At 44.2% G+C, this 20715-nt stretch carries 12 protein-coding genes; 5 read left to right on the forward strand and 7 right to left on the reverse strand.

Features of this window, described 5'->3' with window-relative positions:
* The first annotated feature begins 46 nt into the window (after nucleotides 1–46).
* The 3 genes from ACLI1A_RS03770 (at nucleotide 47) to ACLI1A_RS03780 (ending at nucleotide 9826) form a co-directional block, all read left to right on the forward strand.
* Nucleotides 47–6922, forward strand: coding sequence for a choice-of-anchor L domain-containing protein (locus ACLI1A_RS03770; protein WP_411406234.1), 6876 nt, complete (start codon nucleotides 47–49; stop codon nucleotides 6920–6922).
* 79 nt (nucleotides 6923–7001) lie between these two features.
* The gene (locus ACLI1A_RS03775; protein WP_411405765.1) at nucleotides 7002–7937 is read left to right on the forward strand and encodes a type IX secretion system membrane protein PorP/SprF; all 936 of its coding nucleotides are present in this window, start codon (nucleotides 7002–7004) and stop codon (nucleotides 7935–7937) included.
* Nucleotides 7938–7963: 26 nt separating this feature from the next.
* The gene (locus ACLI1A_RS03780; protein ID WP_411406236.1) at nucleotides 7964–9826 is read left to right on the forward strand and encodes an OmpA family protein; all 1863 of its coding nucleotides are present in this window, start codon (nucleotides 7964–7966) and stop codon (nucleotides 9824–9826) included.
* Between the two features lie 146 nt (nucleotides 9827–9972).
* Here the strand turns inward: ACLI1A_RS03780 and ACLI1A_RS03785 are convergent, their stop codons facing one another.
* The 6 genes from ACLI1A_RS03785 to ACLI1A_RS03810 form a co-directional block, all read right to left on the reverse strand.
* Entirely contained in the window at nucleotides 9973–10176 is a 204-nt protein-coding gene (locus ACLI1A_RS03785; protein WP_411406238.1) for a hypothetical protein, read from the reverse strand.
* Between the two features lie 315 nt (nucleotides 10177–10491).
* Nucleotides 10492–11115, reverse strand: coding sequence for a hypothetical protein (locus ACLI1A_RS03790; protein WP_411406240.1), 624 nt, complete (start codon nucleotides 11113–11115; stop codon nucleotides 10492–10494).
* Nucleotides 11116–11220: 105 nt separating this feature from the next.
* The gene (locus ACLI1A_RS03795; RefSeq protein WP_411406242.1) at nucleotides 11221–11844 is read right to left on the reverse strand and encodes a hypothetical protein; all 624 of its coding nucleotides are present in this window, start codon (nucleotides 11842–11844) and stop codon (nucleotides 11221–11223) included.
* A 110-nt stretch (nucleotides 11845–11954) separates the two neighbouring features.
* The gene (locus ACLI1A_RS03800; RefSeq protein WP_411406244.1) at nucleotides 11955–14426 is read right to left on the reverse strand and encodes a TonB-dependent receptor domain-containing protein; all 2472 of its coding nucleotides are present in this window, start codon (nucleotides 14424–14426) and stop codon (nucleotides 11955–11957) included.
* Nucleotides 14365–15777 (reverse strand): HTTM domain-containing protein, encoded by a 1413-nt coding sequence (locus ACLI1A_RS03805; RefSeq protein WP_411406246.1) that lies wholly within the window; start codon nucleotides 15775–15777, stop codon nucleotides 14365–14367. The genes ACLI1A_RS03800 and ACLI1A_RS03805 overlap by 62 nt, the downstream gene beginning before the upstream one ends.
* An 11-nt stretch (nucleotides 15778–15788) precedes the next feature.
* Entirely contained in the window at nucleotides 15789–16898 is a 1110-nt protein-coding gene (locus ACLI1A_RS03810) for an imelysin family protein (protein WP_411406248.1), read from the reverse strand.
* A 143-nt stretch (nucleotides 16899–17041) separates the two neighbouring features.
* Between ACLI1A_RS03810 and ACLI1A_RS03815 the strand changes: the two genes are divergently transcribed.
* Nucleotides 17042–18202: an imelysin family protein gene (locus ACLI1A_RS03815; RefSeq protein ID WP_411406250.1), complete on the forward strand. Its 1161-nt coding sequence runs from the start codon at nucleotides 17042–17044 to the stop codon at nucleotides 18200–18202.
* Nucleotides 18203–18277: 75 nt separating this feature from the next.
* Nucleotides 18278–19675, forward strand: a complete 1398-nt coding sequence (locus tag ACLI1A_RS03820; RefSeq protein ID WP_411406252.1) for a di-heme oxidoredictase family protein — start codon at nucleotides 18278–18280, stop codon at nucleotides 19673–19675.
* 1 nt (nucleotide 19676) lies between these two features.
* On the opposite strand, the gene ACLI1A_RS03825 is transcribed toward ACLI1A_RS03820, so the two are convergent.
* Nucleotides 19677–20678 carry a hypothetical protein gene (locus ACLI1A_RS03825; protein WP_411406254.1) on the reverse strand — a complete coding sequence of 334 codons (1002 nt, stop codon included), beginning with the start codon at nucleotides 20676–20678 and terminating at the stop codon, nucleotides 19677–19679.
* Nucleotides 20679–20715 lie beyond the last annotated feature (37 nt).

Genomic DNA, 20715 nt, shown 5'->3' on the forward strand with positions numbered 1-20715 from the left:
TGCCTATTTTCGGTTTTTGAACATAAACTGCTAAATTTAAAAACCTATGAAAAAAATTACTATGATGTTTTTCATGGCCCTTTGTACGCTAACTGGCTATGCCCAGATGGCAATGGAGGGTTTTGAGGGTAGCTGGCCGCCTACTGGATGGAGCATCCAGAACATTGCGGGGCCCTCTCAACAATGGCAACAGGCAAATAACTCTGCCGCACAGCCAGCGTTTGAGGGAGTACATGCTGCTTTCATGAACAAGGAGAATGTGGCTACGGGTACACAGTCTGAAGACTGGTTAATTACCCCGGCCGTAAACATTCCGAGTAACGCGCAGCTGCGCTTCTACTCAAGGCTTACCGTTAACGGTGACCAGGGTACCATTTACAAAGTTATGATTGGTACCAGTACTAACGTTGCTGATTTTACCGAGGTAACTCAGTGGACGGAGACTTCGCTTAATGCTGTACAGCAAGAGTATGAAGAGAAAGTTGTAGCTATCCCGGCTACTTACACCGGACAATCACTTTACATTGCGTTTGTAATGATGGGCGACGACGGCGACCGCTGGTTAGTGGATAACGTAAGCGTTGTAGAACAATGTCTTGATCCTACTAACCTTACTGCTACTAACGTTGGCCTTGATGGTGCTGACCTAAGCTGGAGCGGTACTGCTTCGAGCTGGGAGATTGAAGTGATACCTGCTACACAAACCCCTACGGGTACAGGTGTTGAGTGGAGTGGTTCATTCCCTTATGAGGTTACCGGCCTGGACAGCAATACTGCTTACAGGTATTATGTAAAAGCTATTTGTTCTACCGGTGCCGAGAGTAACTGGGTAGGGCCGTTTAACTTTACTACTGTGGGTCTTGGCGAAAGCTGTACGGCTCCTATAGAAATTGCGTCGTTACCGTATTCAACTACAGATAACACGAGCAACTATGCTAACAACTATACCGGAGTACCGGGTACATCGGGCTGTGCAACAAGCAGCTGGGAATCGTACCTTTACGGTAATGATGTAGTGTATTCTTATACTCCTGGTTTTACAGGTACTGTACAGGTAAACCTGAACAATGCCGGTAACTATTCGGGTGTATTTGTTTACGACAGTTGCGAAGATATAGGCGTTAGCTGTATTGGTGGTGCCGTAACCGGCTGGCAGTATACATCTGCCACTATACCTACGCTTGCAGTAACTGCAGGCACTACTTATTATATAGTTATCTCTAACTATATTTATCAAACTAACCCGTACAACCTTGTTTTACAACAGGTAACTTGTACGCCTCCGGTAGGGCTTCCTACTACTAACATGGGTATGACTTCGGCCGACCTTTCATGGACTAACCCTACAGGTGCTACTGCATGGCAAGTTGTGGTTCAGGCGCCGGGTGCAGGTATCCCTACAGGTAGTGGTACTCCTGCAACTACAAACACTAACTTTACTGTGTCTGGCCTTACCCAGGCTACTCCTTATGAGTACTATGTAAGGTCTGATTGTGGCGATGGTACCTTTAGTCAATGGGCAGGTCCTTACACTTTCAATACTATGGTGTGTGAAGCTGCAGATCAGTGTACTTATACTTTTGTGCTTACAGATTCATTTGGCGACGGATGGAACGGTAACACTATGAATGTTACTCAAAACGGTGTGCTTTTAACCACTCTTTCATTGACTTCGGGCACTGGTCCTGTTGAAGTTGCTGTACAGATGTGTGATGGCATTCCGTTTGAGCTTTACTGGAACACCGGTGGTAGCTGGTCTAGTGAAGTAGGTGTGTCTATACACAATAACTACGATCAAACATTCTTTACAAAGGCTCCGGGCGTAGGTAGTCCGGGTAGTTCACTGTATACAGGTACCGTGGTTTGTGACACACCTATGTGTTTACCTCCTACAGCGCTTACTGCAACTAACATATCTCAAACAACAGCTACTCTTGGGTGGGCTGGTCCTGCAACAGGTAACTGGGAATATTATGTAGTGCCAAACGGTGATCCTGCCCCTACGGCAGCTACAGCAGGTACTGCTACAACAACTAACCCTGTTACTGCAACAGGTCTTACAGAAGCTACAGAATACCAGTACTATGTACGTATGATATGTAGTGATACTCAAAGCAGCGAGTGGGCTGGTCCGTTTGACTTTAGCACACTTGTGTGTCCTGCTGAACAACAGTGTAACTATACCTTTACCATGCTTAGCGACTGGTGGGGTGGCTGGTATGGAGCTAACATGATTATCTCTCAGAACGGTACTACTGTTGCTGTAATTGGTTCTACTTTTACAAGTGGACAATCTCAGGAGATAACAGTTCCTCTATGTAATAACGTACCATTTGAGGTATACTGGGATAATGGCGGATCTTGGTCATTCCAGGTAGGTCTGTCTATTACAAACAGCTTTGACCAGACTTTCTATACCATGGATTATGGTTCAGAAACTCCTGGATCGGTTATTTACAGTGGCACTGCCGACTGTTTAACTCCGCTATGTTTACCTCCTACAGGTCTTACTGTAAACGGTACTACAACTACTACTGCCGATCTTGCATGGGACGGACAGGCTACAGGTAACTGGGAGTATTACATAGTGCCTGCAGGCGACCCTGCACCAACAGATGCTACTGCGGGTGTACTTACTACTACTAATGGTACTACTGCTACAGGCCTTACTGCAGCTACAAACTACGAATACTATTTAAGGATGGTATGTAGCGATACAGAAAGTAGTGATTGGGCTGGTCCGTTTGCGTTCCATACACAAGTATGTGAGGCAGAAAACCAGTGTACCTATACATTTGAAATGACACACTCACAAGGATGGGGTAACAGCGGAAATACCTTTACTGTTTATCAGGCAGGTGTACCGGTGGCTACCTTTGGTTCAGATTTTACATGGGGTTATTCTATGACCTACGATGTAGCGCTGTGTCCTGGTGAGGAAATAAACATTGTACTTAATAATGGCGGCTGGTCTACCCAGTATACGGGTCTTGTAGTACATGATTCTTATAACGAAACCTTCTTTACCCTACCTGCAGGTGGTGGTACACTAGGTGCCACAGTATTTACAGGTACACCTTCGTGTGATCCTCCACTGTGCCCTATGCCGCAAAACCTTTCTGTAGATAACATTGATTTAACTACGGCTGAATTTGGCTGGACTGAAATGGGTAGTGCTACCCAGTGGGAAGTACTTGTGCTGCCTTACGGCTCGTCATTCCCGTTAGCTACAGATACTGGTGTGGTTACTTCAGACAACCCGTATTCAATCACAGGCCTTACTCCGGGTACACCTTATACAGTATATGTACGCGCGGTATGTGGTGGCGATAACGGCAACAGTAATTGGGCCGGTCCTGTAAACTTTGTAACAGACCTGTCTAACGACGACTGTGCCGGTGCTGTAACGGTACCTGTAAACTCTGGTGCTGACTGTACTGAGTTTGTATCGGGTACACTTCTTGGTTCTACAGGCTCTGGCCTTACACCAAGCTGTAACTCTTGGTCTACAATAGAGTACGATGCATGGTTTAGCTTTACTGCTACAAACAGCACACACTCTATAAGCATAAACAATGCTGAAAACATTTACCCTTACTTTACTGTATACAGTGGTGAGTGTGGTGAATTTGAAGAAATTTACTGTGGTTTTGATGACGGTGCCAGCGTAAGCGGCCTTACACCGGGCGAAACATACTATGTAATGGTATATGTAACCTGGATGAGCGACCCTACAGCTATTAACAGCTTCGATCTTTGTGTGGCTACACCGGCGGTTATAGAGCTTGATAACAGTACTTATACAGTTCCTGAATTAGTTTCGGAAGTTCTTGTAAACTCACTTTGTGCTACGGTAAGTAACGTTACATGGAGTACAGGTGGAGACAGTAACAACCTTACTACAGGTATTGCTAAGTTTGGTCAGGGTAACAGTGAATTTGGTATAGAAGAAGGTGTGGTACTTGCCTCAGGTAACGCAATGGATTCTGCCGGACCAAACCTAAGCACGCTAAGCAGCGGCGGATGGGGTGGAGATTCTGACCTGTTTAACTATATACAGGCAGAAGGAATAGACCCAACCTTATATTCTTATAATGATGCTACGGTACTTGAATTTGATTTTGTACCACTTTCATCGCACATTAAGTTCCCATTCATCTTCGCTTCAGAGGAATATGGTACCTTCCAGTGTTCGTATTCAGATGCATTTGCATTCTTCCTTACAGATGCTAACAACGTTACTACAAACCTTGCACTAATTCCGGGTACAGGTGATGTGGTATCGGTAATTACCATACGCGATAACCTGTACAATTCTGGTTGTGACTCTCAAAACGTAGAGTGGTTTGATGCTTACTATAACAGCCCTCCGGGTATGCCTGCGGCTTCTGCACCTATTAACTATAATGGTGTAACTAAGAAAATGTATGCAGAAAGTGACGTGATTGTAGGTAATACATACCACATAAAACTGGTAATTGCCGATAGGAACGATACTGCCCTTAACTCGGCTGTATTCATCGGTCCGTTTGATATTGGTGATGTAGATCTTGGTGCCGACCTTACTATAGATGCTAACACAGCACTATGTTCTGGTGGTACAGCAACTATCAATGCCGGTCTTGATCCTGAAGAGTACTCATTTACATGGTACAACGGTACTACTGAAATTGTAGGTGAAACTGGTCCTACACTTACTGTAAGTGAAGAAGGTGAATATACAGTAGTAGCACACTATTTCTCATCTACTTGTGAAACTTCAGATAGTATTGTAGTAGAGTTCTACGATCCGGTAGAAGTGGTAGTAAGCGAGCCTCAAGACCTTACACAATGTGATGCTTCTGGTTATGATCAATTCGACCTGACAGTGAACGACGCTGTGGTTCTTGACGGAGTTGAAAATGCTTCTGAATATCAAATTAGCTACTATGCAACTGAGGCTGATGCTACAGCAGGTACTAACCCGCTAACATCTCCTTATACTAACACGACACAGTTCTTGCAAACGGTATATGTAAGGGCATTTAACACTACTACAGGCTGTAATGGTGTGGCTCCTTTCGATCTGATTGTACAAACGGTATCGCCTGAGTTCACTGTATCGTCAGATGTTTCTATCTGCGAAGGTACTTCTACTACAATAGTGGTTACTCCTGGTAACTACCTGCCTGAAGAAGTTACATATACATGGACACATGACGGCGACACGCTATCAGCTAATACTTCTGAAATCACCGTAACTGAAGGTGGTGCTTATGAAGTTGTAGTTAATAAGAGCGGATGTGTGGGTACAGCTACTGTAAACGTTACTGTAGTACCTACGCCTGTAGCCGATGTACTTACTGATGTAACAGAGTGTGGCCACTACATACTGCCTGCGCTAAGCGCCGGTAATGCATACTATACAGGTACTGGTGGTACTGGCACTATGCTTGCTGCCGGTGATGCTGTAACAACTGTAGGTGCTAATGAGATATTTGTACTTGCATCGAGCGGTACTACACCAAACTGTACAGCTGAAACAAGCTTTACTGTAACCATTACTCCAGCTCCTGAAGTTACAGCTCCTGATGATGTAGTGGCTTGCGATAGCTATACACTACCGGCTCTTGCTGTGGCAGACTATAAGTACTATGCACAAACGCTTGGTGTAAACGAAATTCCTGTAGGTACAGTCATTTCTGCTGACCAAACAATATTTGTAGGCTACACAACTCCAGACGGATGTTTTGGTGAAGACAGCTTTACAGTTACAATTACGCCAACTCCAACTCCGGTTGTTCCTGCCGATGTAACCGTATGCGATAGCTATACTGTAGGTGTTATTCCTGCTGGAAATGCTTACTATGCTCAAACAGGTAGTGTAGGCCCAATTGTTGAAGGTGACGTAATAACTGGTACCCAGACTATCTATGTAGTTGCTACTAACGGAAGCTGTTCTGCTGAAGGAAGCTTTACAGTAACTGTAGTTCCTACTCCGGTTCCTGCGGTTCTGGCTGATCTTTCTGCTTGTAACAGCTATACCATAGGTGCTATACCTGCCGGTAATGCTTACTGGACCGGTGCCGGTGCTACGGGTACACAACTGGTACAAGGTGATGTAATAACTACCTCACAAACCATTTATGTAGTAGCTACAAGCGGTAGCTGTGTGGCTGAAGGAAGCTTTACAGTAACTATAGATACCCTTCCGGTAATTACTACACCTGGTAATCAAACCGTGTGCGACCAGTATGTGCTTCCTGCACTTACAGCTGGCGGTTACTACGCGGCTGCCGGTGGAACATCTCCAATAGCTGAGGGTACTACTGTCTACGAAACACAAACTATCTACGTATACGCTACTAACGGCGTTTGTGTTGACGAGCAAACCTTTGTGGTAACAGTAACGCCTACGCCGCTACTTTCTGTAGAGGTACCAGTAACTACTGAGTGTGACGGAATAAACTTTGTACTTACTGCGGTGTTTGATGATGCCGAAGAAGTGTACAATTCTGATAACGTAACTTACGCATGGACAAATACAACAACCGGTGCTGCTGCCGGAACCGGTGAGTCTATTGTAATTACAGCAGTAGGTTTATATGAAGTTGTGGTAACACCTAACGGTAATACGGCGTGTGCGGTATCTGCTACTATACAGATAGACGATACAAGCTGTGCTGTTCAGCGTGGTATTTCGCCTAACAACGATGGACAGAACGACAACTTCGACCTGTCTAACCTTGATGTGAACAAACTGGAAATATTTAACCGTTACGGTAAAGAAGTTTACAGCTTTAAAGGTGCTTATACTAACCAGTGGGGCGGACAAACCTCAGGTGGAGATGAGCTTCCTACAGGTACTTACTTCTACATGTACCACCGTACTACAGGTGAAAGTAAAACCGGCTGGATTTACATTAACAGGGAAATAAAATAATAATAATACCTTAAGCAGTTATACCCCCGTCCCGGCGGGGGTATGCCACTGCTAAGCAAGACTAACAAAACAAAATACAATGAGAAAACTATACCTGGCGGCAATAGTTGCACTGGGCAGTTTGTATGGGGCTTATGCACAGCAAGACCCTCACTACACCCAGTACATGTACAACATGAACGTAATTAACCCGGCGTATGCTGGTAGTAAAGAGAATATGGCTATCGGCTTGCTGTACCGCAAGCAGTGGGTAGACATAGACGGCGCGCCGAGTACAGGTACGCTATCGGTTCACAGCCCTGCGGGCAAAAACGTAGGTTTGGGACTTTCTGCGATTACCGACAAGATAGGCCCTGTAAACGAGACGAACGTTTACGGAGATTTCAGCTACACCCTTAAGCTTGGAGGCAGCCACAGGCTGGCCCTTGGTTTAAAGGCCGGAGCTACCTTCCACAAAGTAGGTTTATACAGTGATATAGGTAACGGTTTTGTACCGGATCCGGGTGACCCTGCATTCCAGGAGAACGTTAACAACGCGTACTTTAACCTTGGTACGGGTATCTTCTACTACAGCGATAACTACTACCTTGCGTTCTCGGTGCCGAACATGATAAAGAGCAAGCACCTTGATATTACGCAAACCGGTACAGATTACCGTTTTGGTTCAGAAGTATCACACTACTTTGTAACGGGAGGTTACGTATTCCAGATAACCGATAACTTTAAGCTAAAGCCATCGTTTATGTTTAAGTCGGCCTTTGGTGTAGACCCATCGATAGACGGCTCTTTGAACGCCTTGTTCTTCGAGAAGTTTGAGATAGGCGCTACGTACAGGCTTGATGACAGCTGGGGTGGTATGGTAAACTATGCCATAACACCAAACATCAGGATTGGTTATGCTTACGACCACATTGTAAGCGACCTAAAGGTAACCACACCTGCATCGCACGAATTCATGGTACTGTTTGACCTGAACTTCCCGAAAAAGGTATCACGTTCACCACGTTATTTCTAACCTAAAGCACCATAAAATAAGAAGATATGAGAAATCTATATATTACCCTTGGTTTTATGCTGGCTACCGGTTCAGTAATGGCTCAGAGCGATGCCACCAAGGATGCAGACAAGCTTTATGCCCGCATGGAGTATGTTGATGCAGCTACAGCTTACCTTAAAGTAAAAGACAAAGACGAGTATGTAAAGAAGCAACTTGCAGAGAGCTACTACAACATTTTTAACAGCAAGGAAGCTGTAAAATGGTATGGCGAGCTTACAAAGACACAGCAGGATGCCGAGACGTACTACAAATATGCCCAGATGCTGAAAGCAGAGGGCAAGTATGCGGAGGCTAATGCCCAGATGCAGAAGTTTGCTGCGCTTGCTCCAAACGATCAGCGTGCTATCATTTTCAAGCAGGATCCTAACTATTTGCCGAAGCTTCAGAGCCAGGCAAAGATGTTTGAGGAGAAGGCGCTGGACATTAACGACAAGAAATACGGCAGTTTTGGTGGAGTACTTACAGATGATAACACCATCTACTTTACCAGCGCGCGTAATACAGGCAGAAAAACCTATGGTGCCGATGAGCAACCGTACCTTGACCTGTATCAGTCTACCTACAATGCAAACGGTACTGTAAGCGAGCCGGTTCCGGTGAGTGACGTGAATACTAAGTGGCATGACGGCCCTGCTGCAGTAACTGCAGACGGTAACACTATGTACTTTGCCAGCGAAAGCTTTGTAGAAAAAGAATTTGTAAAGGATAAAAAGGCTAACATTAAGCAAGGCCAGGTTTATCTTTACAAGGCTGTTAAGGTAAACGGCAAGTGGGACAAGATACAGGAACTACCATTTAACGATAAGAAATGGAGTACCGGTAACCCTTCAATTAGCAAGGATGGCAAATGGCTATACTTTGCTTCAGACAGGGAAGGCTCTATAGGCGGCAGTACTGACATCTGGAAAGTGGAGGTAAAAGGCCCTAACAGCTATGGTGAGCCTATTAACCTTGGTCCGAAAATCAACACTGAGGGTAGGGAGAGTTTCCCTTTCATCACTGATTCAGACAAGCTTTTCTTTGCATCAGACGGTCGTAAAGGTTTCGGATCTCTGGATGTGTTTGTAATCGACCTTAAAAAAGGTACTGAGGCTAAAAACGTAGGTCTTCCTATCAACTCTGGTAAAGACGACTTCGCGTTCAGCTTTAACGATACTAAAAAAGTAGGTCTTTTCTCAAGTAACAGGGAAGGTTTTGATAAAATTTACCTTGCTACTCCAATATGTGGTGTAGAAGCTATTGTAATGGTTCGCGACCTTAACACAGGCGCACCGATTGCATCAGCAACTGTAGCCATACTTGATGACAAAGGTAACGTAATAGAAACCCGTACTACAGGTACAGATGGTAACCTTACTTACAACATCGACTGTGATAAGGCGTATACCGTACAGGCTACAGCTTCGGGTTACGAAGGTGGTACATTCCCTATAGCTAAAAACCCTGGAGGTGAGCTTAAGGTGGATGCTAAGCTGAAACCGGTAGTGATACCTGTAGATAATGTGATTGTACTTAACGAAATTTATTTTGAATACGATAAGAGCAACATTACTAAACAAGGTGCTTTTGAACTTGACAAAATCGTTGAGATCATGAAACAGTATCCTGATCTTGTTGTTATGGCTAAAGCCCACACCGATAGCCGTGGTTCTGAGCAGTACAACATGAGTCTTTCTAACCGTAGGGCTAAAAGTACAGTACAGTACATTATATCAAAAGGTATAGCTAAAGAGCGTATCTCTGGCCAGGGTTATGGCGAGAGCGAGCCTAAAGTTGCCTGCGATAAGTGTACTGAAGAAGAATATGCACAAAACAGGCGTAGTGAGTTTGTTATCGTAAAGCAGTAAGCTTAGAGATACAAGCAAATAAAGCCTAACGCATACAAATAGTAACACCCCTGCCCGAAATGGCAGGGGTGTTTTTTTCTCCTGATAATACCATAAAAAAACCTCCGTATTGCGGAGGTTTATGCTTTAAAGTAAGATGAATTGTATTAAAAGCAAATCTGTGGGTAAATCATGTTCAGCTGTTTTTTAAACGTATTAATAGTGTCTTCACTATCAGCCGTAATCCTGTAGCGCGAACCCCTGTCTGAAACTGTTTTTTCAAACAGTATGTTGTGTCTTTGTAATAAACGCTCTATGCGGTGGTTGTCTATTACGTTTTTGTACAGCGTGCGGAAAATAGAAATGTGCATGGCGTAAATGTTTTTAGGTTATTACTAATTATTGTTGCTTAAAATTAGCGACACTGTTTGTTATTAGGAAATGGATTAATAAAAGTTTAGCATTTTTTAATCCTTGCTTAATAATACACAGCATTATAGCCTTGTTGCCGAATTTTGCGATAACATTATAATTACACTTTCTTTTTTACGGCTTGTTTAATTTGTGTCCTTGTTTTTTGTTATTATTTATTTTGGTTGGTTTTTTTCAATTAACCTGATGTTTACTGTTACGATAAAAATTGTTTTATCAGTACTGTAGCATTAAGTAAATATCGTTTCACGGTACTACTTGTTATCCGTTTTAGGGATAAATTTCCCTGTTTTGGTATCTATGGTACATTTAGCATAAAAACTCTCTATCGTTTCCGGCTTATTTGTATAAGGGTTTATACCATACTTTAAAATATAACTATCTGCATTATCCGGTTCTGCTATGTTACCATAAAATGCAGTGGGGTTATTGCGAATCCTTTCTTTCCAGTCATCCTCTGCTTTCCTTTCCTCATCGGTTAAAGATGCCCGTCTTTCCTTTTCTTTCTCATCTCTTAGTTTCGTTTCCAATTGTGCAATTTGTGTCAGATGTTGCTGCGACAATGAATCAAATATTGCCCCACTCACAGCTCCGTCCTCCTGATATAACAAGATTTTATGCAACAAAACATCATCTAGTGTTTCGGGTAAATGGCTAAAATCCACGTAAGGTAACTTGGCATCTCTTTCTCCCCTGTACGCTTTGGCTTCTTCAGATTCTTTATAGGCTATATATTGTTCCTGCTGATCTTGACCAAGGAGGTTAAAAACTTCATTATAAATGGTGTTATTTAAATCTTCAATATTTAATAACATCTTCAATTTATATTTTGATAATTCACTTTCATTATCAGAAAAAATAGTTTCTGTAAAAATCATAGTCGTTTAATTTTGGTTGGTTTTTTTAGTTAACCTGATGTTTGCTGTTACGATAAAAATTGTTTTATCAGTACTGTAGCATTAAGTAAATATCGTTTCACGGTACTACTTGTTATCCGTTTTAGGGATAAATTTCCCTGTTTTGGTATCTATGGTATATTTAGCATAAAAACTCTCTATCGTTTCCGGCTCATTTGTATAAGGATTTATACCATACTTTAAAATATAACTATCGGCATTATCCGGTTCTGCTATGTTACCATAAAATGCAGTGGGGTTATTGCGAATCCTTTCTTTCCAGTCATCCTCTGCTTTCCTTTCCTCATCGGTTAAAGATGCCCGTCTTTCCTCTTCTTCTTGGTCACTCAATTTCCATTCGAGTTTAGTTATCTGAGTCTTATGTTTATGCGATAATGAATCAGATATCGCTAGCCGTACTAGTCCATCCTCTTGATATAACAAAATTTTATGCAATAAAACATCATCAAGGATTTTAGGTAAATGATTAAAATCTACATAAGGCAATTTAGCATCTCGTTCTTCCCTGTACGTTTTGGCCTGTTCAGATTCTTTATAAGCTATATATTGCTCCTGCTTATACTGACTAAGGCTGTTTAAGACTTCATTAAAAATAATGTTATTTAAATCTTCTATATTTAATAATAACTTTAATTCATTTTTATCTAGCTCAATGCTGTTTTGTGAAAAAAAATCTATTGCAAAAATCATAGTCGTTTAATTTTGGTTGGTTAAGCTAATTTATGGTATTCAATTCATAATTCATAGGTTATGCCGGGCATTGTTGGTAATAAATAAGGCCCCGATTTCCGGAGCCTTGTTTATATCTTTATTTGCAGTGTAGCATAAAACGTTCTTGGATCGCTGGGTAGTATTCCCGGGCCGGGATACCCTGTAGCACGTCGGGTAAAGTAATAATTGTTTGTAAAGTTATTAATGCCCGCTTCCAGTTTAAAGCGCCTCCACGTATACGATGCCGAGAAATCGGCTACGTAGTAGGCAGGTATCTGCCCAAAGGTGCCGTTTGAATTATCGGTGTCATCGGTAGGTATGTTTTTTGCGTCCGTGTATTGGCTGGAAAGATACGTAAACTGCAGGCTCATCATAAAGTTTTTATACCCGGCTGTGGTGCCGCTTTTTATATTTACCAATGGTACAAATTCTACTTCCTTACCTTTTACTCCTGTAATGTCACTTTTGGTGTATTCTGATTTAGTAAGTGCATTGTTTACAAAAACATTCCATGTAAACGATTCGCTGTCGCGGAAATAAGTGCGGCTTATGTTCCAGTCGGCCAGCATTTCCCAGCCGTAAGTAATGGCCGTACCCAGGTTAGTACGGTAGCGTACCACTGCAGCACCCCCGTTAGGATCTGTGGCTTGTATTTCACCTATTTTTTTGTCGTAAAACAATGCATATATGCTGGTGTCAAACGAAAACCTGTCGTCTATATGCCCGCGCAGCCCCACGTCGCTTGTATAGCCTTTCTCATCCATTATGTTGGGGTCTATAGCTTGGGCAGGACTTACAACGCTAATGTCGCTAAAAGTAACAGAGCGGTAGTTTTGCGAAACGTTTCCGTACCATTCTATGCTGTTTGTAGGTTTATAGCTAAGGCCAACACCCAGTAGTACAAAATTTCGGTTTTTAACCACGTCCTGGTACACGTTCTCGTCAAGGATAATGTTGCCTGCTCCGTCTACGTTAATACGGCGGCGGTAGCCGTTTGCCTCGGTGCGGATGTTTTCAAACCTGAACCCCGGGGTTATAGTAAACTTTGATGACAGCCTGAAAATGTTTTCCCCGAAAAACGACACGTTCTGGTTCGGGTAGGTGTAATCGCTTTGGCTGGTATAGTTCGGAAATTCATCATAAGCAAAATGAAAATCGGGTTCGCTGCCGCTACTTCCGGGCCCTTGCTCCGAAGTGTTTTGTGCATGATAGTATTTGGCACCCACTAACAGGGCACTTTTTTGTTTGCCCAGCGTATATTTTTGCAGGAAGCGCGCTTCGGCTCCCCAGTTTACAAAGTCGCCCACAAGCAGGTCGCGTTCGGTTCCGGGTACGTCGGCAGTACTTACGCGGGTTGCGCGGTAGCCAAGCGCTTTACGGCTTGCATCGAGCCCGAAAAGTTGTAACGAAAAGTTAGCGTCTTCGGTAAACTTATGTTTTAGTTTCAGGGCAAAAAGGTTCCAGTTTACATGAAACCAGTTGCGCGAGCGGTTACTCTGAAACATATCCTGGTTATACATGGCATCGGTAAGGCCACCGGGTTGTTTAGCCAGGTAGTCAAACAATGTATAGTCAAAATGCAGCGACGTTTTTTGCGTAAACTTATAGTTCAGGTTAGCAAAGTAATTGCGGCTGTTAAATTCCGAATTCGGCCTGAAACCATCGCCCTGCTTGTAGTTAAAGAACGTGTAGTAGCTAAACTTGCCCTGTGTGCCACTAAGGCTGGTAAAGTTTGTATACAGCCCGTACGAGCCGCCTGTGTTGCGGCTGATGATTTCTATGGGCTTTGCAGACGGGTCGTAGAACTTAAAATTTACAAGCCCGCCAAATTGCGTGCCGTATTGCAGTGATGCTGCTCCGCGTATTACCTCTATCTGGCTTAGTGCCTCGGTAGGTGGTGTGTAGTAGCTTTCGGGGTAACCCAGCACATCGGCGCTAATGTCGTAACCGTTTTGTCGGGTATTAAAGTTAGAGCTGCGGTTAGGGTTAAGTCCGCGCCCTCCTATGTTTAGCTGTAATCCGCCGTCGCTGTTTTCGTTTATCGTAAGGCCCACAACCTGCCCGTATACCTGGCGGGTGTTATTAGTAGCTTTGTTTACGGTAAGCTTGTCTAGGTTTATTACCTCGGTTTTTTTACCCGCATATATGGCAGTTCCTTCAATATCCCTAAGGTGATTCAGCGCAAAGCGCTTTTCTTTTTCGCGTTGTACCACCACCTCGTTCAGCTCTATGATTTTTTCCATAGAAACTTTGTCGAAAGTAGCATCACCCGGAATTACCTTTTCTAAAAACAGGTATCCTTCCTTATAAAACACCAGTTTATTATCGCCGCTTTTCAGGGCAATGGTGTATGCTCCGGAAGCATCGGTTTTTGTATTGCTGCCCGTTTCCGGGTTTAGAACCTCGACATTTTGCAGGGGCTTACCTTCGGCATCGTTAACTGTGCCGTGTAGTGTACCCTGTGCAAAGGCAGCGGTAATACATAAAAAAAACAGTATGCTAAAAACCTTTGATAGTGTCGTTAAACGGCAGTATCCAGGTTTTGTGGCGGAATGATTCATCTTGTTTCGCAAGGTTAACGTTCGGGTCTATATAAGGGCGGCTCAGGCGACCGTTTAGCGTTACGTAGCTTTTTACGCGCACTTCGGGGTCGGCCATACCTTGTTTTTTATAATAATTGTGCAAAAAATGCGCATATTCAAGAATGAAGTCGGGCTGAAAAGCCATTTGCTTCTCCTGAAAGCGGGTAAGGAACTTACTGTTATCTACCACCGCAAAGGTATGCGTTTTTGGGTCGGAAACACTGAACTGCGCGTAGCCTGCTTTTTCCATAAGCATTACACGCCACGACAGGCGGAAACCTTCTTCGGTCCAGAACAGCTCTCCGGGGTAGCAAAGGTAACGGAAAGGGAACAGCAGTTGTATGATAATAATCAGGGCAAGGAAAGCGGCTTTTAGGTTATTAGTTGCTGGTTGTCGGTTGTCGGTTGTCGGTTCCTTGACAGTAGGTTCAAGCGAAGTTGTTCCCCTCTTGAGAGGGGCTAGGGGTGTGTTGAACCTGAAACCTGAAACCTGAAACTTTAAACTATTCAATACCTTCCTATGGAAATCCCCACTAAAAAATATGAGTGTAGAAACAATCATTACAAACGGGAAAATACCAATAGGGAACAGGATGCGCGTAAGCACATGGAACACCACCACCAGTATAAAGGCAAACCAGCGTGTGCGTTTGTTTAATAAAAGAAAAGGAATGCTTAGGTCATAAACAGTGCCTATGTAACTAAAGGCATAGGCAGCCCATTCTTTACCCATAAGCGGCCCGATTACAGGCAGGTGGGCATTGGCCGGGAGCCAAATCCTTAACGGTTGTGCGTGCAACAGCCAGTCGGAATTCAGTTTGGCAATGCCGGCGTAGAAGTATACAATTCCTAAAAGGATTTTCAGTACGTCTACAGTGTAGCGGGGTACGGTATTGCGGAATAGTTTTGGGTCTTTATGGGCATCGACAGAGAAAAATGCGTTTGCAGGAAGGAACATCATTACAAAACTCACCACCGAAATAAAGTAGTAGTGGTTAAGGTAGGTGGTTTTGTCCATAAGCTCTATGTAAGTAAAGCTCAGGAAAAACAGTATAATGCCCAGCCTGTACTTATATCCGAAAGCTACCATAAGTGCCGATACCGCACAAACTATAAACAATAGATAGGTGTATACGCCAAAGGGTTTTACCCAACTAAAACCGTAATAGGTGAAATGAAAAACAGGCTTTATGTAAAATTTATCAATCCAGCCGTTTAGCGCAAAACGCAGCATTCCTAAAAACATCATGATGCCGAACGCAAGCCTGTAAAAGGCAAGCGATGCGGCATCAGTGTATGCGTTCAGGTAGGCCTGTATGTTGCGCTGCATGGACTAATAAATTAATCGCCGTCGCCGTCTACGTAGTCTATGGTAAGGCTCAGGGCACTAAACATATCTACTTTAAGGTATACCAGCAGTTGTTGCATCTGGTCATAAGAGGCCACCATTTTGGTGTTATCGTTGGTTACCTGCTGGCTAAGGCTGTTGCTTAGTGCAGCATTTGTAGTATTTACGGTGGTATATTGAGCGTTAATAATATCGCTAAGGTTCTGTCCGCTCACCTTGGCACCCACAGCATCAAGGTAACCTTTAAGGCTGGCGCCACTTGCTGAACCATCAAAAGACGTACCGTTAAAAAAGTTTTTACTGGCAGCAATAGCCTCGTTAAGCAGTGCTTTGCCGGCATTGTCGTTGTAGTATGCTTCTACCTTTTCAGGGTAAAGCACGCCGTTACTAAACAATCCGGCCGGTATACCCACTTTAGGGGCGCGTATGTCTTTTTCCAGGTTCTTTACAAAGTTGTTTGCACTTTGGTTTAGCGATCCGGTTACTACATTGCTGTTGTTTACAAAGGTATCGCGGTAACCACCGTTCCAGTCGGCAACAATTGCAGCCGATGTTGTTTTTAGCCTTGTAGCTACAGCCGTAAGGTACTGCTTGTAAGCAACGGCATTAGCATTTGTGGTATAAAAGGCAAGGGTTTCGTCGTTCGTATCGCCCAATCCGAACAGCAGGTAGTCCAGCGCCGGGAAACCCTGGCGTACAAACTGTGCCTGTAGTTCCAGGTTATAGCTGCCCGATGTTATGTTGCTTTCTATACCGGCAGCATCGGTAGGGTAGGTGTTGGCAGACTCAAGCAGGTTAAGATCGGTAGCCTTACCTATGTCAAATAAAGCTACGTGCTGGTAAGCCTTAAAAGCATCAAGCCATGCAGCCTGTAGTGCTTCAAGGTTTGTAGCGTTAGGATTTGCAGTAAAAGTATCTGTACTTGTTTTAAGTGTACCGGTAGCCGTGTCGTATGCGGTGTAGGCCGGTATTATTAAATTATCAGCCCAGTTTGTAAGCATGGCTGTTTTATCGTAATTAGCTGTGTTGTTGTTTCCTCCGTCTGAAGAAGAACATCCCACTAGGGTAATTGCTATGGCTATAAATGCGAACAGCTTTTTCATCCTGAAAAAATTTTTGCAAAAATATAAAACACAGAGTATTTATATTTAATTATTCTAAATAAATTTTTTTGTGATTGTCCTTGCATGGTTTTTAAAAGTTCTTAATTTTGCCTTGTTTTTAATAAATCTAAATAAGGATATAAATGAAAAGAACAATATTCAGCCTTACGGCATTAGCCCTTGCAGGATTAACCATTACTGCCTGTAGCGATGATGATAACGGTAAAAGCCAGAAACAACTGGTGGTAGAAAACTATGCTAACATAGTGTACCAAAACTACAAAGACGCCCTTACCGATGCCGAAACTCTTGAGGCTGCTATTAATACTTTTACTGCAAACCCTAACCAGGATACTTTTGATGATGCTAAAGATGCATGGAAAGATGCCCGTGAAAGCTACGGTACCACTGAAGCTTTCAGGTTTGCAAACGGTCCTATAGATGACGAAAACGGTCCGGAAGGCTTGCTTAATGCATGGCCGCTGGATGAAAACTATATAGATTACGTAGACAACAACGGTACACCACTATACGGTGGTATTATAAACAGTACTGCTATTTACCCTACACTAAGCAAAGAGCTTCTGGAAAGCCTTAACGAAGGTGGTGGTGAAAAGAACATCAGCGTAGGATACCATGCTATAGAATTCCTGCTGTGGGGCCAGGACCTTACTGCACCATCGGCATTTTTGGCAGGACAAAGGTCGTATACCGACTATACTACCGGACAAAACGCTGAACGCAGGAAACAATACCTGAACATTTGTGCCGACCTGCTTACAGACCACCTTACCTACCTGGTAGACCTATGGGCTCCGGGCGGAGACTACAGGAGTACATTCCTTTCGCTTAATACCGATACTGCACTTACTAACATTTACCTGGGCATAGCTACACTGGCTACTGCCGAGCTGCCTGTAGAGCGTATGTCGGTAGCGCTGAACAATGCTGACCAGGAAGATGAGCACAGCTGTTTTAGCGACAACACCCACAGGGATATAACCCAAAATTTACAGGGTATCATTAACGTATACCACGGTACTTACGGCAGCATCAGCGGGCCATCACTTGCTGATCTTGTAGAAAAAGCGAATGAAGAGTACTACACCAGCACAGAAGCTGCCATAACCGATGCGCAGACTAAAGTAGCCGCTATGTACATTCCGTTTGACTATGCTATTTCGGGTGGAGCTTCATCTGCTGAAGGTGCTAAGGTAAAAGCAGCGTATGATGCCATAAAAGATAATTTCGGTGCAAACCTGCTTGCCGGTTCTGTAGCCCTTGGGCTTACTGTAAATCCGTAAGCAGTAAATTTTTAATAGTTTTATTCAGGGAAAGTGCCGTACATTTGCGGCACTTTTTCCGGTTTATATATCAAAATGAAAAACAGTATTTTAGGCATGCTGCTGGCACTGGGTATACATAGTACAGCCTGCAATAACAACGAAGATTATCATCCGCTTACCGCAGAAGAAGGCGAGCAATACAGTGGTGGCAGTGTAACGGTGGCTAATGCTACCGAGGAGGCTTTCGGGTTCTCTGCGCCGCAGCTTACCACAGACCAGGCCGTAGATTTTGGGGTAGGTAACTCGTTTTTCCGCCAAAGCTGGGTTTCGGCACCATCGAGCACTACTGCGCGCGACGGGCTGGGGCCGTTTTTCAATGCTATATCGTGTGCCGCCTGCCACTTTAAGGACGGGCGCGGGCGTCCGCCGGGATTTGATGGCGAAATGGCTACAGGGCTGCTTATGCGCCTTAGCCTGCCGGGCAGTGATGCCTATGGCGCCGCACTGGTAGACCCTGTATACGGGCACCAGCTGCAAGACCTGGCTATACTGGGCCAAACCGTAAAAGGTACGTATACCATAACCTACACTACCATTACCGAAACACTGGCCGACGGTACTGTAATAAGCCTGCAAAAACCTACATACAATATCAACAACCTGGGCTATGGCAGTCTGGCTCCCGGTATACTTATATCGCCGCGTGTGGCTAACCAAACCATAGGACTTGGGCTACTGGAGGCACTGGACGAGCAAACCATACTGGCGCTTGCCGATGAAAACGACGCTAATGGCGACGGCATATCGGGACGTGCTAACTATGTGTATGACGTAATGAGCGGTACAACTGTGCTTGGCCGTTTTGGGTGGAAAGCAAACCAGCCAAACATAAGGCAACAGGTAGCTGCTGCTTTTGTAAACGATATGGGCATAACATCGTATGTGTTTCCTAATGAAATATGCCCTCCGGGTGTAGACTGCGATGCCATACCAAACGGTGGTTCGCCCGAAATAAGCAATGAAAACCTTGATAAAGTGGTGCTGTACAGCCAAACGCTATCGGTGCCTATTCGCCGTAACTTTGACGAGCAGAATGTACTGAGGGGCAAAAAGATATTTAACGATATTAACTGTGCTGCCTGCCATACTCCGAAGTTGCAAACCGGCAACAGCCACGCTATAGCGGCCCTGCGCAACCAAACCATACGCCCGTATACTGATATGCTGCTGCATGACATGGGCGATGCACTCTCTGATAATGCTCCTGATTTCCTGGCCACCGGAAATGAGTGGCGTACACAGCCGCTATGGGGTATCGGTCTTATCAATACTGTAAACGGGCATACCCGCCTTTTACATGACGGACGCGCGCATAACGTTACCGAAGCCATACTGTGGCACGGAGGTGAGGCACAGCAGAGCAAGGAGAAGTTTAAGCAACTTACTGCTAAGGAGCGCGAAGACCTGCTGGCGTTTATAAACTCACTATAGGTTAAAACCCAAAGCGGTAGTTTAACGATGCCAATACTGATTTTCGGCCGCCCAGAAAGCCGAATTCGGTGCGCATTTGCCAGTTGTGGTTAAACTGGTATTGTCCGCCCACACTCATGCTCCATGACGATATAGGCCGTTTTTTTAGCGAATAGTGTATCGTAGTGTCCGATACGTCTATGCCGCTAAGCTTGTCTTTTATCTTGTCGGCTATTTGTTTTACTACAACTTTTTGAGCCGGTCCCAGGTTTTGGTACCAGTCGGTATTTTCTATGTCGAAATCCGCAATTTGCCCATTTACACCCAGGTCGCCCATATTAATGGCACCTTCGGTCGTATTGTTCAGGAAAATTCCGTTGGCACCTACCCAAAGCCCAACGTTGCGGTCGGGTTTGCGGCGTGCCTGAAATATATGCCCTATCCTGGGCGATACCATTTGGGTATGTATAGCACCCTGTATTTCCTCAAAATAGGTCCAGGTGTGGTTGTAGTCAATGGTTCCGAATATTTCCTTATAGCGCCCACCAAACGTTACCCCCGCACCTACGGTATTACCACTAAAGTTTACCGTAGAAGAAAACTGTACAGGAGCCACCAGGCTTACAGATGTTTCTGCCCATGTACGGCCTGCTATTACATAAAAATCTAAAAAGGGTATCGCCCATACGTCTATCCTGGCATTAAGCACATTAAGATTGGCTTTGGTTTCCCCAAATTTTATAAATTCCAGCGGCGCCATGTCGCCATCGTTTACACCCACCTTCAGGTCTTTTACCGTTACTTCCTGGCTGGCTATCATGCCGTTTATCATTACCCCCATCGGGTACGGGAAGTCTACACCGCGCTTGGTTACTTTTTTACCCCACACGGGCAGCTTATAAGGCCATTCGCTGTTTTTTATGCTGTCCATATACTGCGGGCGGTTGTCTATAACTTCCTGTGCCTGTGTTATGGAAAATGAAATTAGTAACAATATAATCAGGGTAGGTTGTTTTATACGCATGGTGTCAGTTTATAAAATGGTGGGTTCAGTTAGTGTT

This window comes from Flavobacterium sp. RHBU_3, assembly GCF_046613565.1.
Lineage (GTDB): Bacteria > Bacteroidota > Bacteroidia > Flavobacteriales > Flavobacteriaceae > Flavobacterium.

Coding starts and splice junctions, on each gene's coding strand:
- ACLI1A_RS03770 (WP_411406234.1), top strand. CDS start 47: ATGAAAAAAATTACTATGATGTTTTTCATGGCCCTTTGTACGCTAACT.
- ACLI1A_RS03775 (WP_411405765.1), top strand. CDS start 7,002: ATGAGAAAACTATACCTGGCGGCAATAGTTGCACTGGGCAGTTTGTAT.
- ACLI1A_RS03780 (WP_411406236.1), top strand. CDS start 7,964: ATGAGAAATCTATATATTACCCTTGGTTTTATGCTGGCTACCGGTTCA.
- ACLI1A_RS03785 (WP_411406238.1), bottom strand. CDS start 10,176: ATGCACATTTCTATTTTCCGCACGCTGTACAAAAACGTAATAGACAAC.
- ACLI1A_RS03790 (WP_411406240.1), bottom strand. CDS start 11,115: ATGATTTTTACAGAAACTATTTTTTCTGATAATGAAAGTGAATTATCA.
- ACLI1A_RS03795 (WP_411406242.1), bottom strand. CDS start 11,844: ATGATTTTTGCAATAGATTTTTTTTCACAAAACAGCATTGAGCTAGAT.
- ACLI1A_RS03800 (WP_411406244.1), bottom strand. CDS start 14,426: ATGAATCATTCCGCCACAAAACCTGGATACTGCCGTTTAACGACACTA.
- ACLI1A_RS03805 (WP_411406246.1), bottom strand. CDS start 15,777: ATGCAGCGCAACATACAGGCCTACCTGAACGCATACACTGATGCCGCA.
- ACLI1A_RS03810 (WP_411406248.1), bottom strand. CDS start 16,898: ATGAAAAAGCTGTTCGCATTTATAGCCATAGCAATTACCCTAGTGGGA.
- ACLI1A_RS03815 (WP_411406250.1), top strand. CDS start 17,042: ATGAAAAGAACAATATTCAGCCTTACGGCATTAGCCCTTGCAGGATTA.
- ACLI1A_RS03820 (WP_411406252.1), top strand. CDS start 18,278: ATGAAAAACAGTATTTTAGGCATGCTGCTGGCACTGGGTATACATAGT.
- ACLI1A_RS03825 (WP_411406254.1), bottom strand. CDS start 20,678: ATGCGTATAAAACAACCTACCCTGATTATATTGTTACTAATTTCATTT.